This is a genomic window from Marisediminicola sp. LYQ134, from assembly GCF_046599635.1.
Taxonomy (GTDB): Bacteria; Actinomycetota; Actinomycetes; order Actinomycetales; family Microbacteriaceae; genus Marisediminicola.
This window is the reverse complement of the sequence record NZ_JBKIWP010000001.1, coordinates 1327930-1343099: the sequence shown is the minus strand read 5'-3', so window position 1 is coordinate 1343099 and position 15170 is coordinate 1327930. Positions and strand designations below refer to the sequence as shown.

The following is a 15170-nucleotide window of genomic DNA, read 5'->3' as shown; positions in this document are numbered from 1 at the left end:
CGGCCCGCCGAGCGGCCGACCTACGCTCGCGAGGCGCGGTCGACGAGTCGTCCGATCGCGTCGAGCGGGATTGGCAGCCACGACGGCCTGTTGCGAGCCTCGTAGACGGCCTCGTAGAGCGCCTTGTCGATCTCGAAGGCGTCGAGCAGGGCACGGTCGGCGAGGAGGTCCCGGCCCGACCGCGCGGCGTACCCCTCGACGAAGCTCGCGCGGGCATCCGCAGCCCAGCCCTCGGGTGATGCCGCGGGGTCGCTCATCGAGACCGACCCGGCGACGTAGTCGAAGGAGCGGAGCATGCCCGCGACGTCGCGCAGAGGGGAGTCCTCGACCGACCTCTCGTGCATGGGGCGCAGCGGTTCGCCCTCGAAGTCGAGGATGACCCATCCGCGCTCGGGGACGGAGAGAACCTGGCCGAGGTGGTAGTCGCCGTGGATGCGCTGCATGGGCGGCCACGCGCTCGCCGAGATGCGGGAGTAGACGCTCTCGAGGGCGTCGCGATGCTCGGCGAGAGCCGGTACCTCCTCGACGGCCTGATCGAAACGCGATCGCATGCTCGAGACGACGCCGGCGATCTCCGCGGCCCCCGTCTCGTGCGTCGGAAGAGCGCGCGCGAGGGCCACGTGCACGTCGGCCGTCGCCTCACCGAGCGCGCGGGCTCGTGTGGCGAAGTCGTCACCGGCCGCGGCCGCGCTCACCGCGACGCGCCAGGCATCCTCGACCCCCGGAAGGAACTCCTGGGCGAAGGCGAGGTGACCGTGCGCGATGCCCGTGGGCCGCGCGCTGTCGCGCCACTCGCCCGTGATGTGCCCGATCGACCGGGGCACGACCGTCGAGCCGGCGACACCGAGGGCACTCAACAGGGTGACGTCGGGGTTGTCGCCGTGGTGCAGGGAGCGGAACACCTTGCAGATGACGGGTTCTCCCGGTGTGCCGTCGTCGTCGGCGACGTCGAAGATGATCGACGTGTTGGATTGCTCTCCGCTCAGCACGCGCGAGCCGACGACACGCGAGACGGGAACGCCCGGAGCGCGGTGGCCGCGCGCCGCGATGCCCGGAGCGCCGTCGTCGGGGAGAGCCGTCGACTCGTCAAGCACGAGTCGGAGGATCGCCTCGGCCCCGGCCGGATCGTGCGTTCCGTCGTAGACCCAGGTCGTGTGCCCGTCGGTCTCGATCGTGCCGACGAGAGCGTGAGCGAGCCCGTCGACGGGTGCATCGCGCTCGGTGAGGGGAACCTGGTAGAGCAGGGGCTGCGCCGAGTGGGCGAGCACGAAGTGCACGCCGACCCGGGCCTCGCCCGACGCGGTCGCGAGGCGGAACCCGCCGATGCGCTCGAGCGTGGAACCGGCCCCTTTGCCGGCGAACCAGCGTTGCGCGGGCATCCACGGGGTCAGAAGGTCGAGAAGATTCGGCACGGTCGCTCCGGGGGCTCGCGGTCGGGTGGGGAGGCGGAAGTCAGGCGAGTCGCGCGACGACGTCGCTGAGCGACGGGTTCGTCGCCGACGAGCCGTCGGGGAAGAGCACGGTCGGCACGGTCTGATTGCCGTTGTTGATCGAGGCGACGAGCTCGGCCGTTCCCTCGACCTCCTCGATGTTGACCTCGCGGTAGCCGATGCCCTGCTTGTCGAGCTGCGACTTCAAGCGAGCGCAATAGCCGCACCACGTGGTGGAGAACATCGTGATGGTGCCGGGGGTGGGAACGAAATCGGTGCTGACGGACTCGGTGCTCATGCGTCGAGCCTACGCGTCGAGAGTGGGTGCAACCGGTGCGCTCGACTCCAGATCGTCTCGTGCGCCGCGCGTGGCCGTGTCGATGACCCACGCGTATTCGAACGCGCGCTCGCGCCACGCGTCGTATCGCCCGCTCACGCCGCCGTGCCCGGCCTGCATCTCGATCTTGAGCAGGGCGGGAGCACCCACCTCGCGCAGTTTCGCCACCCACTTCGCGGGCTCCACGTAGAGCACGCGCGTGTCGTTGAGACTCGTGACGGCGAGGATCGGCGGGTAGCCGACATCCGACCGCACATTCTCGTACGGCGAGTACGAGCTCATGTAGTCGTAGACCGCGGGATCGTGCAGAGGGTCGCCCCACTCGTCCCACTCGATGACCGTGAGGGGCAGCTCGGGATCGAGGATGCTCGTGAGGGCGTCGACGAACGGCACCCCCGCGAGAACACCCGCGAAGAGGTCGGGGGCGAGATTCACCGCGGCCCCCACGAGCAGACCGCCGGCGCTCCGCCCCTCGGCGACGAGCCCGTCGGGCCGCGAGCGCCCGGACGCGACGAGGTGCTCGCCGACCGCCACGAAATCGGTGAACGTGTTGCGCTTCGTGAGCGTCTTGCCGTCGTCGTACCAGTGCCGGCCGAGCTCGCCGCCGCCGCGCACGTGCGCGATGGCGAACAGGATGCCGCGATCGAGGAGCGAGAGGCGCGCGATCGAGAACGACGGGTCCATGCTCGCCTCGTACGAACCGTAGCCGTAGAGCAGAGTCGGGGCGGGAGCGGACTCGTCGACGGCACCGGGCTTCCACACGAGGGAGATCGGCACGCGCGTGCCGTCTGCGGCGGTCGCCCAGTCGCGCGCTTGCGCGTAGTCCTCCGAGCGATAGCCGCCGAGCACGGGCATGCGCTTGAGCACGGTCGTCTCGCGAGTCGCCACATCCACCGACAGCACCGTCGAGGGCGTCACGAACGACGTGAAGCCCAGGCGGAGGGTCGGCTGCGTCCACTCGGGGTTCGACGACACCCCGACGTCGAAGAGCGGCTCGTCGAACTCGAGCTCGGTGAGGGCGCCGTAGCCGACGATCTCGCCGACCCTGAGCACCCCACCCGCGGCGATGCCGCCCGAGAGGGGCAGGATGCCCACTCGTGTGAGCGCGTCGCGACGGTACGACACCACGACGTGCCCCGCGAAGGCGTCGACACCGTCGATGCGGGTGTCGGTCGAGGCGGGGACGACGACGTCGCGGAGCCCCCGCGGATCGGCGGCCGCGACATCCACGACCTCGAAATTCTCGGCACCGTCGTTGTGGGTGATGAGCAAGCGGTCCTCGCCCGCGAGCACCACGTGCTCGACGTCGTACTCGACGCCCTCGACCCTCGGCCAGACCACCGCGAACTCGCCCATCGGGTCGGCGGCGTCGAGCAGGTGGACCTCGGAGGTGATCTTCGACCCCACCTCGACGACGATGTACTTGCGGCTGCGCGTGCGCCCGACCCCCACCCAGAACCGGTCGTCCGGCTCCGTGAAGACGGTCACGTCGGCGCCGCTCGACGACCCGACGGCGTGACGCCAGACCGTGTCGGGTCGCCACGCGTCGTCGACCGTGCAATAGAAGACGAACGCGCCGTCGGGAGAGAACATCGCGCCCGCGGCCGTGTTCGGGATGACGTCGACGTCGCTCACCGCGCGAGAGGCGAGATCGACGATGCGGAGGGTGTAGCGCTCGTCGCCCTCGGTGTCGACACCCCACAGGAGCGAGCGGCCGTCGGGGGAGACGTCGAAGGTCCCGAGCGAGAAGAAGTCATGACCCTCGGCCTCGACGTTGGCGTCGAGGAGGACCTCCTCGCCCGGCAGTGTCTGAGCGGGATCGACCGCGGGCGGAACCCAGTCGTCGGGCGACGCGACGGGGGCGCGGCAGAACACGCCGTACGACGAACCCTCGACGGTGCGCGTGAAATACCAGTGGTCGCCCTTGCGCACCGGAACCGAGAGGTCGGTCTCGAGGGTGCGGGACTTGATCTCGTCGAAGATCGCGTCAGCGAGAGGGGCGAGGTGGGATGTCTCGTGCGCGGTCCACTCGTTCTCGGCCTCGAGGTGCGCGACGACATCCGGGCTCGACTTGTCGCGCAACCACTCGTAGTCGTCGGTGAACGAGCGGCCGTGATGGGAGCGGACGACGGGGCGCCGGTCGGCGCGGGGAGCACGAGGAGAGATCACCCTTCACCGTACTCGCGTCGGCCGTCGGCGCGCGCGGTCGCGACGGGTATCGCGGTGTTGGCGGACGGCAGCGTGAGGTAGACAGGAATGATGACCGACTCACGCCACATCGAGATCGAACGCAAATACGACGTCGACGAGACCGCGACGCTCCCCGACCTGAGCGACATCGCCCCGACGGAGCCCGGCGGGGTCGTTCCGTTGCGAGCCGAGTACTTCGACACCGCCGACGGTGTGCTCGCGGCCCACCGCATCGTGCTCCGCCGACGCGAGGGCGGCGCAGACGAGGGCTGGCACATCAAGGTGCCCGCGGCGCTCGGGAGACTCGAGAGGCACTGGCCGCTCGCGCTCGAGGGTGCGGAGGGAGAGGAGCCTCGCGTGCCGGAGCCCGTTCTCGACGCCGTGCGGGCGCGCGTGCGAGACCGGCCGGTCGCCGTGATCGCCCGGTTGAACACGCGACGCACCCTCGTGCGGATGCTCGATGAGCAGGGACGTCGCATCGTCGAGATCGCCGACGACGTCGTCACCGCGAGCGATGTCGCGACGGGGATCGCGCGAGTGTGGCGGGAGTGGGAGGTCGAACTCGACGACGACGCCCCCGCCGACCCCGACGACGCCCGCGTGCTCCTCGACGAGATCGAGACGCGCGTGCTTCGAGCCGGAGCGCGCCCGGCGGCGAGCGCGTCGAAACTCGCGACGGCACTCGGTCGCACGAGCCTCGACGACGCACCGGCATCATCGGCGCGCTCGCAGACAGACCAGGGTGCTCTCACGAAGTCGAGCCCGGGCTCGGCCGTCGTCGTCGCGGCGCTCGCCGCCCTCGTCGACGACATCGTCGTCCTCGACGCGCGCGTGCGCGAGCGGCAGCCCGACTCGATGCACCAGTTGCGAACGAGGGTGCGGCGCATCCGCAGTCTGCTCACGACCTACAGCCCACTCTTCGCGACGACCGTCACTCAGCCCCTCCGCGCGGAGCTGCGCCACCTCGGTGCGGTGCTCGGCGAAGCGCGCGACGCCGAAGTGATGGAGGATCGCGCCCGCGCCATCGTCCGAGACCACGAGACGGTCTCGGCAGCTGTCGCCGACGAGCTCGGCGGTCGCTGGCACACCGCGGGCGAGGCGGCGATGGGGCGCGTGCTCGCCGAAATGTCGAGCGCGCGATACTTCCGGTTGCTCGACTCGCTCGACGCCCTCGTGGCCGACCCTGCGGCGCTCGCCGACGACACCTCGTCGGCGAAGGACATCCTGCCCTCGAGGCTCTCGCGAGACGCCCGACGCGTTCGTGCCCGGGCTCGGACGGCGGCCGACGACACCCTCGACGCGGCGACCCGCGACGAGGCCCTGCACGAGACGCGCAAAGCGGCGAAACGCTTGCGGTACGCCGCCGAGGCGGTGTCCTCGGGGCCCGGCGCCGTCTACGGAGGCAGGGTGCGCGCGCTCGCGTCGGCCGCCGAGGCCGTGCACGACCTGCTCGGAGAATACCGTGACGGGCGTGTCATGCAAGAGCACCTGCGGGTCGCGGCATCCACGAGCGCGTTCCCGTTCGACTACGGGGTGCTCCACGAGGTGGAGCGGCTGTCTGCGGCGCTGTGCCTCGACGACTACCCGGCGGCCCTCCGCTCGCTCGCGAAGGCCGCGGCCCGCCTCCCCTGACCCCGCACCCACCCCCACAGTGTGCGATTTCCGCGAGCGTGCGCCGGATCCGGCGTACGCTCGCGGAAATCGCGTGGTTTGGGGCTAGTGGAGGTCCCAGCCGGGGATGACGTCGAAGGTGGCGGTCGGGCCGACCCCGCGCTCGACGAACTGCACGAGGTCGTCGAGCGCCCGCTGCGTGCCCGACGAGACCCGGGGGAGCCGCGCCCAGCCGTCTGTGACCCCGCGGTAGCCGGGTTCCCGCACTCCGACACCGCCCGAGCGCAACGCCCGTTCGAGGGCGACCGTCTCAGCGCGGCTCGGGGAGGACTCGGAATCCTGGATGAGAGTCGTCGGCACCCCCGCGGGATCGACGGGGCCGACCTCCCGCGGCGCGATGAGCGCGACGCGGCGAACCTGCTGGCGGCTCGCATCGAGGGCGGCCGCCGCCGCCGAACCCTCGCCGACGACGGTCACGGGGAGCTCGGAGTCCACGAGAAAGCGAGCCCGCTCGACCGCCGCGATCGGGTCGTCGATCGAATCGACGATGACGACAGCCGCAGAGAGTCGCTTCGCGAGCGTCGCCGCGAGCCACCGCATCGCGAGCGGTCTCGGCGAGAAGATGACGACGACGGTGCGGAGACCATGCCCGGACGATCCGGATGCGCCCGTCGAACTCGGCGCCCCCGATGCATCCGCCACACCCGAAGCGCCCGACGTCACGACGAGCGTGCCTCCGTCGACCGCCGACGCGGTCGTGCCGCGAACGCGCGGCGCAGCGAGTCTCGTGGTGAGCCGCGGCGCGATGCGCAGTCCCCAGCGCGCAACGGTGATCGAGAGCGCGCTCACCGATCGACCGTCGCGGATGCCGCGGGTCGCGAGAGCGCCCGCGGCCGCGAGTCGCTACTGAACGGCGGGCTCGTCGTCGTCGACACCGTGCTCGCCGTCGGTCGGTCCCCAGTCGGGCAGCGGCGGGTTCTCCGCGTCGCCTTCGGCGCCATCCGCCCCCTGGCCGTTGGGCACGGCGTCGAGCCCGGCCGTGTCGTTCGTCGCGTCGTCGTCGTTCGAGGGAGTGGTTCCGATGCCTGATGCACTGTTCATGACTCCAGAGTAGGCACGCCGGGCTCGGCCACGACACCCCTTGCGGTCGACGTCATCGGGGGGCGTGGGAGCGCCCCACCGTCACGCGGCGCCGTGCCCCGCGGGAACACGCTCGGACTCGAGCGGTGCGTCGGGTGGGGTGCCGTCACCGAACGGACGCCCACCGAGCGACTCGCGCCCGTGCGCGTCGAGCCACCCCGACGCATCCGGGCCCGCGGGCACGATGCCGGTCGGATTGATGTCGGTGTGCACGAGGTAGTAGTGCTGCTTGATCTGCACGAAGTCGATGGTGTCGCCGAACCCGGGGGTCTGGAACAGGTCGCGAGCGTATGCCCACAGCACCGGCATCTCGGTGAGCTTGTTGCGGTTGCAGCGGAAGTGTCCGTGGTAGACCGCGTCGAACCGCGCGAGGGTCGTGAAGAGGCGGATGTCTGCTTCGGTGATCGTGTCGCCGACGAGATACCGCTGACCGGCGAGTCTGCTCTCGAGCCAGTCGAGTCGATCGAAGAGGCGGGTGTACGCCGCGTCGTATGCCTTCTGGGAGCCGGCGAAGCCCGCGCGGTACACCCCGTTGTTGACGTCGCGGAACACGAGGTCGTTGACCTCGTCGATCTCGGCCCGGAGGGCCTCGGGGTAGAGGTCCGGTGCGCCAGCACGGTGGTGCTCGGTCCACTCGGTGGCGAAGTCGATCGTGATCTGCGGGTAGTCGTTCGTCACGACACCGCCGCTCGCGATGTCGACGATCGCGGGCACCGTGATGCCTCGGGGGTAGTCGGGGTACCGCGTGAAGAAGGCCTGCTGGAGGCGTTCGATTCCCAGAACCGGGTCGACTCCGCCCTCATCGAGGTCGAAGGTCCAGCTGCGCGAGTCGTGGGTCGGCCCGGGCATTCCGAGGCTGATGGCGCTTTCGAGCCCGAGGAGGCGACGCGAGATGACGGAGCGGTTGGCCCACGGGCATGCGCGGGCGGCGACGAGGCGGTAGGTGTCGGCAGCGACCGGCCAACCGTCGCGACCGTCTTTCGTGATGCGGTCGGGGATGTAGTTCGTGTCTCTCGTGAACTCTTTGCCCGGCTCGACGTAGGCGGTCTGCGTGGCAGTGTCGTCAGTCATAGCGCGAGCCTACGGTCGCCGGCGGCGAGGACCCTGAGTCGTGTCGCTCGGGTGCAGCGCCAGAGGTGCCGGCGACCGGTCAGGGCGACTCAGTAGTGGCGCTCGGCGCGGTCTTTCTCGTCTTCCGCTTCGGGGTCGACCCCGGGCTCGGACGCCGTGTCGGATTCACCGTCGGCGTCGTTCGAGGTCACGAGGTCGGCGTCGGCGGGGATCGATCCGTCGTCGAGGGGAGAGTTGCTGTCTGCGGGGGTGCCGTCGGACGGGAGATTTGTGTTCATGCCCCCACCTTCGCCCGGCGGCCGTCGTGGTGCAAGGGGGTTGCGGCGCGGGAGCCGTCGACCGACGGCTCCCGCGCTCGGTCACGAGGTGACCGTCTCGCTCGAGATCGACGGGGCGGTGCTCGCGCCCGTGTTGTTCGTGACCTCGATCTTGCGCGGCTTGGCCCGCTCGCTCACCGGGATGGTGACGCTCAGCACGCCGTTGTCGTAGCTCGCCTCGATGTGCTCGGTGTCGATCCCCTGGCCGAGGTTGAGCTGGCGGAGGAACGAACCCGCTTGGCGCTCCCGCGAGAGCCAGTTGACCGAGCGCGAGTTGCTGAGGGTCCTCTCGGCGCGGATGGTGAGCAGCTGGCCGTCGACATCGATGTCGACCGACCCGGGGTCGATGCCCGGGAGGTCGGCGGCGAGCACGTAGTGGTCACCGTCGCGGTAGAGGTCCATCGGCATGAGTCGGGGCCCCTGTCGGGTGTCGAACAGGGCTCCCGCAACGCGGTCCAGTTCACGGAACGGGTCGAAATTCATGGCCATCGTCAACTCCTTCACGTTGATCGTTCGTGGTGTGTGAAGTTGAGTCGATGTGACTCAACTACCAAAATTGTAGGAATCGGATGGGCCCGATGCAACTCACAGAACGCTGAAAAAACCCTCGGGGTTCGACGGGAGAGGGAGCGTCAGCGCGACGGCAGATCGATCGCGCCGAGCATCCGCCACACGGTTGTCGTGAGGTCGGGGTGATCCAGTCCGATCTGTCGGAGGACGCGGTAGTCGCGCACGGCGCTCGGGAGGCGCGAGTCGTCGGCGACGATCGAATCGGCGCGCAAGAGGGCGACGACGAGTTCGTCGACCGTGGGGAGGTCGTCCATGAATTCCCACGGATCCTCGCCCGCGCGGCACCGATCGAGGATCACGGTGCGCAGTTCGTCTCGTGCTTCCGCCCGCAGAACCTCGAGGCTCGGCCCGCGCGTCACTCCGTCGCTCTCGTCGCCTCGGTTCCGCGACGAGAGTCGGTCGATGCAGTCATTCCTCGACCCTACGTCGCGCGCTCCCGCGAAGCCTGATCGCGTCACGAGCGAGCGAGCGAGCGAGCGTGCGAGGCCCGGCGATCGGCGCGGACCTCGGTCGCGATGTACCCCGTTCGTCCCCCTAATGCTGGACCCCCTCTCTGGGGGCCGCGGTCGTCAGAGCAGATCCATAGGCTGAATGACAACTAGCCGGGGGGCTAGGGATGACGGCGACTCTCGGTTGCCGGCGAGTCGCGGGGGCGACAGCGCCGCCTAACCACAATCGAGAAGTCGCCGTCATCGCAACACCGCTCGGCGGTGCATCCGCCACCGGTTCGGCGGCACGACCACCCACCGTTTTTCTCTCGCGCGGATGCCCCGGCGGATCCGACGCCCGCGATCACGCCGCGAGTAGAGTCGTCTCGTTCTCGGCCACAAGCCACGCGACCTCGACACCGGAGCGACCCTCGTGAATGACAGCGCACCTCAGCACCCCGCCGCCGCGACACTGCCCGCCGACGAGGGGTTCGAGGGGGCGGGGGAGTCGACCGCCGCGCCATCGCCGTCGTCGGGGCACTTCGGTCGCCCCTCGACGGGCCCCGTGCGCCTCGAGCGCGACTCGCTCGGGGAGATGGAGATCCCCGCCGAGGTGTTCTGGGGCATCCACACCGCGCGGGCCCTCGAGAACTTTCCGATCACGCGCCGACCCATCTCGGTGTACCCCGACCTCATCCGCGCTCTCGCGAGGGTCAAGCAAGCGGCGGCACGAGCCAATCGCGCGATCGGCGTGCTCGAGCCGGAGAAGGCGGATGTCATCGAGCAGGTCTGCCTCGAGATCATCGACGGCCAGTGGCACGACCAGTTTCTCGTCGGGGTCATCCAGGGCGGCGCGGGCACGTCGACGAACATGAACACCAACGAGGTCATCGCCAATCGCGGACTGCAGATCCTGGGTCGTCCGCTCGGCGACTACGCGAGCCTGCATCCGCTCGACGACGTCAACCGCAGCCAGAGCACGAACGACGTCTACCCGACGGCCATCAAGCTCGCGATGGTCTTCGGCCTCACGCGGCTGCTCGAGGAGCACAAGCGGCTCACCGTGTCGTTCGCGGCGAAGGGGTCGGAGTTCGCGGGCATCCTCAAGGTGGGGCGTACCCAGCTGCAGGACGCCGTTCCGATGACCCTCGGCCAGGAGTTCAGCGGGTTCGCCCACACCCTCGTCGAAGACCACGACAGGTTGAGCGAGGTCATCCCGTGGCTCAACGAGATCAACATGGGGGCGACGGCGATCGGCACGGGCATCACGGCCGACCCGCGCTACGCGAGGGCTGTGCTCGACGAGCTCATCGCCGTCACGGGCATCGAGATGGAGACCGCGGCCGACCTCATCGAGGCGACCTCCGACGCCGGCATCTTCATGACGCTCAGTGGCACGCTCAAGAGGGCGGCCGTCAAACTCTCGAAGATCTGCAACGACTTGCGCTTGCTCTCGTCCGGCCCTCAGGCGGGTCTCGGAGAGATCAGCCTGCCCCCGCGCCAGGCGGGGTCGTCGATCATGCCGGGCAAGGTCAACCCCGTGATCCCCGAGGTCGTCAACCAGGTCGCGTTCAGCGTGATCGGAGCGGATGCCACGGTCACCGCCGCAGCCGAGGGCGGCCAATTGCAGCTCAACGCGTTCGAGCCCGTGATCGCCCACAGCATCCTGCAGTCGCTCGCGTGGATGACGAACGCGTGCCGCACCCTGCGCGTCAACTGCATCGACGGGATCACGCCGAACCTCTCGAGGCTCAGCATGCAGGTGGAGACCTCGGTGGGGGTCGTGACGGCGCTCACGCCGTACATCGGCTACGCCGCGTCGGCCTCGCTCGCGCACACGGCGCTCACGACGGAGTCGTCGATCGCCGACCTCGTGGTCGCCGCAGGCCTCATGAGCAGAGAAGAAGTGACGCGAGTGCTGTCACCCGAGCGACTCAGCGGGATCGTGCCCATGACGGGCGTGATCTCGGTCGTGGCCCAGGACCGGTTCGCCGACGACCACGACGACTGACTGTCCGACGCCTGACCGCACAAGCGCCGCGCGTCAGCTCGGCTGAGGAGGCGTCGACGCGTCGCCCGCGGGCTCGGTCGTCGCGTCGTCGGGGGTGCGCTCGTCCGAGCTGTCGTCGGAACCGTTCGTGGCGCCCGTGATCTTCGCGGTGGCCTCCGACGCGGTCTCCGCGACCTTGCCCGACAGGTCTTTCGCGGTCTCGGCGACCTTCTCGGCGGCATCCTTGACGACCTCGGCGGCGACCTTGGTGCCCTCGGCGACACTCGTGCTCGCGATCTTGGCCGTCTCGGCGACCTTCTCGGCCGCGACCTTCGTGCCGTCGGCGGCGATCTTGGCCCCCTGGGCGACCTTGTCGCTCGCGACCTTCGCGCCTTCGCCGACCTTCTCGGCGACGATGGGTGCGTTCTCCTTCACGAAGTCCTGAGTCTCCGACACGGCCTTCTGCACGCGCGGGTCTTCCCAGGCCTCGTTCGCCTTCGCCTTGATCTGCTCGTAGCGACCGTGTCCGGCGCGAGCGCCGAGCACGTATCCCGCGATGAGTCCGACGACGAACAGGAATTTGAGTCTCATGGCGGGTCCTTTGGCTGTGAGGAGTGTGAGCCTCCCGTGGGGGAGCAGTTCTACGTTACGTCGTGGTCACCCTCGGCGCGACAGAGCGCGCACGACCCTCACGCGCCGCGACCACCGGAACGGCGGCAGTTCGCGCACGCCGTGCACCGCGATGGTGCGCACCGCGCGCCACGTGCGCAAGAGCATCGACGGGATGTTGCCGAAGGGTCGAGCCGAGACACCGACCGCGAGCGACCGGTCGAGGATGACTCGCGACCACGGGTCGAGGTGGTATCCGAGGTCGAAGTCGTCGTGCACCCCGGAGTCGTCACGGTGCACGTCGAGCCTGATGCGGTTCCACACGGTCGAGCGGATGGCGAAGCTCGAGCCGAAGAGTGGCCAGTGCCCGAGGGTCACGAGACCCATCGCGAAGTAGGCGCGCATGTAGACGAGGTCGGCGAGGGCGCGAGGGAACCGCGGCAGCTGATAGAACACGCCGGGGCCTGTCGCCGCGACGGCCTCGGGGTCGAGTGAGAGAAGGGTCTCGACGCGCTCGATCCAGTCGCGTCGGGGTCGCGAGTCCGCGTCGAGCCTCGCGATGATGTCTCCCGTCGCCTCGTCGAAGCCCCGAGCCGCGGCAGGCCAGATGCCCGGCGTGTGCTCGGTGTGCACTCGGGCGCCGTAGCGCACCGCGACGGCGGCGGAATCGTCGGCGCTGCCGTTGTCGACGACGATGATCTCGTCGGCCGGACGGGTCTGACGCTGCAGCGCTCGCAAGCAGTGCTCGAGTTCGACGGCGTCGTCGCGCACGGGAATGACGACGCTCACGCGAACCATCGGGTCACCCTTCCTCGGCGTCGCGGGGCGACGAGACGCCCGCGAGATCGAGAGACGTCGCATCCGAGGCTACGTCGTCGGGGGACTTGTCGCTGCGGATGCCGCGCCACGTCGCGTGCCGCAGTCGCCCGCTCGCGGTCATCTCGGCGTAGTGCACCTCGACGACGAGCCGCGGAGTGACCCAGTGGGCGTCGGAGGCGTCGGATGCCGGCACGTCGATGAACGGGGAGGTGCTTCGCGCGGCCGCCCGGAACGTCGTCGAGAGGGTCGCGAGGTCTCGCTCGGTGAGGCCCGTACCGACCCTGCCGAGGTAGCGGAGCCCGTCATCGGTCGGCACCCCGACGAGGAGCGACCCGATCGTCGAGGCGCGCGAGCCTCGCCCGTCTCGCCAGCCGCCCACGACGACCTCGAGTGACCGGTGGTGTTTGATCTTGAGCCACGCGCGCGATCGTCGCGACGGGGAGTAGCGGCCGTCGAGTCTCTTCGCCATGACCCCCTCGAGTCCCTGTTCGAGGCTCGTCGCGACGGCGGCAGCCACGTCGCCGACGAACGCGGGAGACACGAGCACGGCACCGCCGGGTGTCACCACCGAGTCCAGGAGCGCTCGGCGCTCGCTCCACGGCAGTGCTGTGACCACGGACGAGTCGTGCGAGAGCACGTCGAAGGCGATGAAGTGCACGGGGGCGTGTTTCGCCGCGGCCGCGACATCCTTCGGTCTCGTCACCCCCATGCGCGATTGCAGCTGACCGAAGTCGGGTCGGCCCCGCTCGTCGAACGTGACGATCTCTCCGTCGAGCACGGCGTCGCCGTCGACGGCGTCGGCGAGGATCGCGAGCTCGGGATACGACGCTGTGAGGTCGTTGCCGTTTCGGCTCGCCAGTCGAACCCGACCGTCGACGATCGTCACGATCGACCGGATGCCGTCCCACTTCATCTCGAACGCCCACTCGGCGTCGTCGTCGAGGTCGGCTTCGGTCGCGAGTGTCGCGAGCATCGGTGCGGTGTCGCTGGTCGCCGCGCTCCTCGCCGAACCGACGGTCGTTCGCGTGCGCTTCGGACCGGCCGTGCGGGGGGATGTCGCGGACGACCGTTTCGGCGAGGACGCCCCGGCGGGCTCCATGAGGTGGATGAGCCACGAGTCCTTGCCCGACCCGGACCCCGATCGCGACCCCGTGTTGATGAGCGCGTAACGGTGGGTTCCGTGCTTCTCGCCGTGGAGGGTCGCGATGACCTCCTTGCCCTCGCGCCACTTCTCGAGCTCGAAGGTGCCCGAATCCCAGATGGTCACGTCACCGCCGCCGTACTCGCCGTGCGGGATAGTGCCCTCGAAGACGCCGTACTCGAGGGGGTGGTCTTCGGTCTGCACGGCGAGGTGGTTGATGCCCGGATCGGTCGGCACTCCCTTGGGAAGCGCCCAGCTCACGAGCACGCCGTCGTGTTCGAGACGGAAGTCCCAGTGCAGTCGCGACGCGTGGTGCTCCTGGATGACGAAACTCGCGCCCGCGCCCGAGCCCGCGTGCGGTGCGTCGGTGGGAACGGGCTCGGGCGTCTTCGAACCGTCGCGTTTCGACCGGTAGATCTCGAGCCGGTCGCGGGATGCCGGCGTGGCATCGAATCCGTCGAGGCGAGCGGGCGACGGTTCGAGAGAGTCGACCCGTCCGCGCGACATCGGCGCGAGAGGGTCGCCGTTTTGAGCGACACGCTCGAGCACCTCGCGGAAGTCGAGGTGGGCGAGCTGCGCGGAGTCGAGTTCGTCCCAGGTTCGCGGTGCCGCGACCGTCGGCGAGGATCGCCCCCGGAGGGAATAGGGGGTCACGGTGGTCTTCGCGGCGCTGTTCTGGCTCCAGTCCACGAGCACTTTCCCGGTGCGGAGTGACTTCGTCATGTCACTGACGACGAGATCGGGGTGATCCGCCTCGAGGGCACGAGCGAGCTCGCGCGCGACCGCACTCACCGCTCGCGAGTCGATCGACCCGTCGAGGGCGGCGTAGAGGTGGATGCCCTTGCTCCCGCTCGTCACGGGCATCGGATCGAGACCCATACCGGAGAGGATTGCGCGCGCGGCACGGGCGACCTCGGCGCACTCCGCGAGACCGACACCCTCGCCGGGGTCGAGGTCGATCACGAGTCTGTCGGGGTTCTCCTGCTCACCGTCACGCGAGAACCGCCACTGCGGAACGTGCAGCTCGAGGGCGGCGATCTGGCCGAGCCACGTGAGGGTCGCGCGGTCGCCGAGCACGGGATACGCGGTGGAGTGGTCGGAGTGTTCGATGGTGCGGCGCTCGACCCACTCGGGCGCGGTGTCGTCGAGGTTCTTCTGGAAGAACACGGTGCCGGGTTTCGCGTCGGTTCCCACGCCGTCGACCCAGCGCTTGCGGGTCAGCGGGCGGGCGCGGGCGTGGGGGAGCAGAACGGGGGCGATGCGCGCGTAGTAGTCGATGACGTCGGCCTTCGTGGTTCCCGTCTCGGGGTAGAGCACCTTGTCGAGGCTCGTGAGGCGGATGCGACGGCCGTCGACCGAGACGACGGTCGCTGTCGCGCTCGAACCGGACATGCGGCGTCCTCCCGTGACGAGTCGTGACTTGACGTGGTGGCGGTCGTGCTCGCGACCGTCCTCCGATTGAGCCCTGCCGGTGGGCGCCGCGTCAACCGCTTACGCCGATCGGTTGCGCGACTCAG

Annotated in this window: 14 protein-coding genes; 2 read left to right on the top strand and 12 right to left on the bottom strand. The window is 69.7% G+C overall.

Annotated elements, in window-relative coordinates; translation table 11 throughout:
- Positions 1–20: 20 nt before the first annotated feature.
- Genes ACLHIH_RS06435 through ACLHIH_RS06425 form a run of 3 tightly spaced genes read right to left on the bottom strand, consistent with a single transcriptional unit; the run spans position 21 to position 3936 of the window.
- A complete protein-coding gene (locus ACLHIH_RS06435; RefSeq protein ID WP_411315873.1) occupies positions 21–1412 on the bottom strand; it encodes a maltokinase N-terminal cap-like domain-containing protein in 1392 nt (463 codons plus the stop codon).
- A gap of 40 nt (positions 1413–1452) precedes the next feature.
- Positions 1453–1728, bottom strand: a complete 276-nt coding sequence (locus tag ACLHIH_RS06430) for a mycoredoxin (protein WP_411315872.1) — start codon at positions 1726–1728, stop codon at positions 1453–1455.
- Positions 1729–1737: 9 nt separating this feature from the next.
- Positions 1738–3936 (bottom strand): S9 family peptidase, encoded by a 2199-nt coding sequence (locus ACLHIH_RS06425; RefSeq protein ID WP_411315871.1) that lies wholly within the window; start codon positions 3934–3936, stop codon positions 1738–1740.
- Positions 3937–4026: 90 nt separating this feature from the next.
- Here ACLHIH_RS06425 and ACLHIH_RS06420 point away from each other — a divergent pair, with 90 nt between their 5' ends.
- Positions 4027–5589, top strand: a complete 1563-nt coding sequence (locus tag ACLHIH_RS06420; RefSeq protein WP_411315870.1) for a CHAD domain-containing protein — start codon at positions 4027–4029, stop codon at positions 5587–5589.
- Between the two features lie 84 nt (positions 5590–5673).
- Here the strand turns inward: ACLHIH_RS06420 and ACLHIH_RS06415 are convergent, their stop codons facing one another.
- From ACLHIH_RS06415 to ACLHIH_RS06390, 6 genes are all read right to left on the bottom strand, one after another.
- Positions 5674–6417, bottom strand: coding sequence for a hypothetical protein (locus ACLHIH_RS06415; RefSeq protein ID WP_411315869.1), 744 nt, complete (start codon positions 6415–6417; stop codon positions 5674–5676).
- 54 nt (positions 6418–6471) lie between these two features.
- Positions 6472–6669 (bottom strand): hypothetical protein, encoded by a 198-nt coding sequence (locus tag ACLHIH_RS06410; protein WP_411315867.1) that lies wholly within the window; start codon positions 6667–6669, stop codon positions 6472–6474.
- Between the two features lie 81 nt (positions 6670–6750).
- A complete protein-coding gene (locus ACLHIH_RS06405) occupies positions 6751–7779 on the bottom strand; it encodes a glutathione S-transferase family protein (RefSeq protein WP_411315866.1) in 1029 nt (342 codons plus the stop codon).
- An 89-nt stretch (positions 7780–7868) separates the two neighbouring features.
- Positions 7869–8057 carry a hypothetical protein gene (locus tag ACLHIH_RS06400; protein WP_411315865.1) on the bottom strand — a complete coding sequence of 63 codons (189 nt, stop codon included), beginning with the start codon at positions 8055–8057 and terminating at the stop codon, positions 7869–7871.
- A gap of 81 nt (positions 8058–8138) precedes the next feature.
- Positions 8139–8585 (bottom strand): Hsp20/alpha crystallin family protein, encoded by a 447-nt coding sequence (locus tag ACLHIH_RS06395; RefSeq protein ID WP_411315863.1) that lies wholly within the window; start codon positions 8583–8585, stop codon positions 8139–8141.
- Positions 8586–8728: 143 nt separating this feature from the next.
- Complete coding sequence (locus ACLHIH_RS06390; protein WP_411315862.1) at positions 8729–9025, bottom strand: tryptophan synthase subunit alpha; 297 nt, start codon at positions 9023–9025, stop codon at positions 8729–8731.
- Positions 9026–9659: 634 nt separating this feature from the next.
- Here ACLHIH_RS06390 and ACLHIH_RS06385 point away from each other — a divergent pair.
- The gene (locus ACLHIH_RS06385) at positions 9660–11105 is read left to right on the top strand and encodes an aspartate ammonia-lyase (protein WP_411316331.1); all 1446 of its coding nucleotides are present in this window, start codon (positions 9660–9662) and stop codon (positions 11103–11105) included.
- Positions 11106–11138: 33 nt separating this feature from the next.
- On the opposite strand, the gene ACLHIH_RS06380 is transcribed toward ACLHIH_RS06385, so the two are convergent.
- The 3 genes from ACLHIH_RS06380 to ACLHIH_RS06370 all read right to left on the bottom strand — a co-directional run bounded on the left by ACLHIH_RS06380 (position 11139) and on the right by ACLHIH_RS06370 (position 15045).
- Positions 11139–11675 carry a hypothetical protein gene (locus tag ACLHIH_RS06380; protein WP_411315861.1) on the bottom strand — a complete coding sequence of 179 codons (537 nt, stop codon included), beginning with the start codon at positions 11673–11675 and terminating at the stop codon, positions 11139–11141.
- Between the two features lie 66 nt (positions 11676–11741).
- The gene (locus tag ACLHIH_RS06375) at positions 11742–12491 is read right to left on the bottom strand and encodes a glycosyltransferase family A protein (RefSeq protein ID WP_411315860.1); all 750 of its coding nucleotides are present in this window, start codon (positions 12489–12491) and stop codon (positions 11742–11744) included.
- A 4-nt stretch (positions 12492–12495) separates the two neighbouring features.
- Positions 12496–15045, bottom strand: coding sequence for an ATP-dependent DNA ligase (locus ACLHIH_RS06370; RefSeq protein WP_411315859.1), 2550 nt, complete (start codon positions 15043–15045; stop codon positions 12496–12498).
- Positions 15046–15170 lie beyond the last annotated feature (125 nt).

Coding starts and splice junctions, on each gene's coding strand:
- ACLHIH_RS06380 (WP_411315861.1), bottom strand. CDS start 11,675: ATGAGACTCAAATTCCTGTTCGTCGTCGGACTCATCGCGGGATACGTG.
- ACLHIH_RS06405 (WP_411315866.1), bottom strand. CDS start 7,779: ATGACTGACGACACTGCCACGCAGACCGCCTACGTCGAGCCGGGCAAA.
- ACLHIH_RS06395 (WP_411315863.1), bottom strand. CDS start 8,585: ATGGCCATGAATTTCGACCCGTTCCGTGAACTGGACCGCGTTGCGGGA.
- ACLHIH_RS06400 (WP_411315865.1), bottom strand. CDS start 8,057: ATGAACACAAATCTCCCGTCCGACGGCACCCCCGCAGACAGCAACTCT.
- ACLHIH_RS06410 (WP_411315867.1), bottom strand. CDS start 6,669: ATGAACAGTGCATCAGGCATCGGAACCACTCCCTCGAACGACGACGAC.
- ACLHIH_RS06420 (WP_411315870.1), top strand. CDS start 4,027: ATGACCGACTCACGCCACATCGAGATCGAACGCAAATACGACGTCGAC.
- ACLHIH_RS06375 (WP_411315860.1), bottom strand. CDS start 12,491: ATGGTTCGCGTGAGCGTCGTCATTCCCGTGCGCGACGACGCCGTCGAA.
- ACLHIH_RS06370 (WP_411315859.1), bottom strand. CDS start 15,045: ATGTCCGGTTCGAGCGCGACAGCGACCGTCGTCTCGGTCGACGGCCGT.
- ACLHIH_RS06430 (WP_411315872.1), bottom strand. CDS start 1,728: ATGAGCACCGAGTCCGTCAGCACCGATTTCGTTCCCACCCCCGGCACC.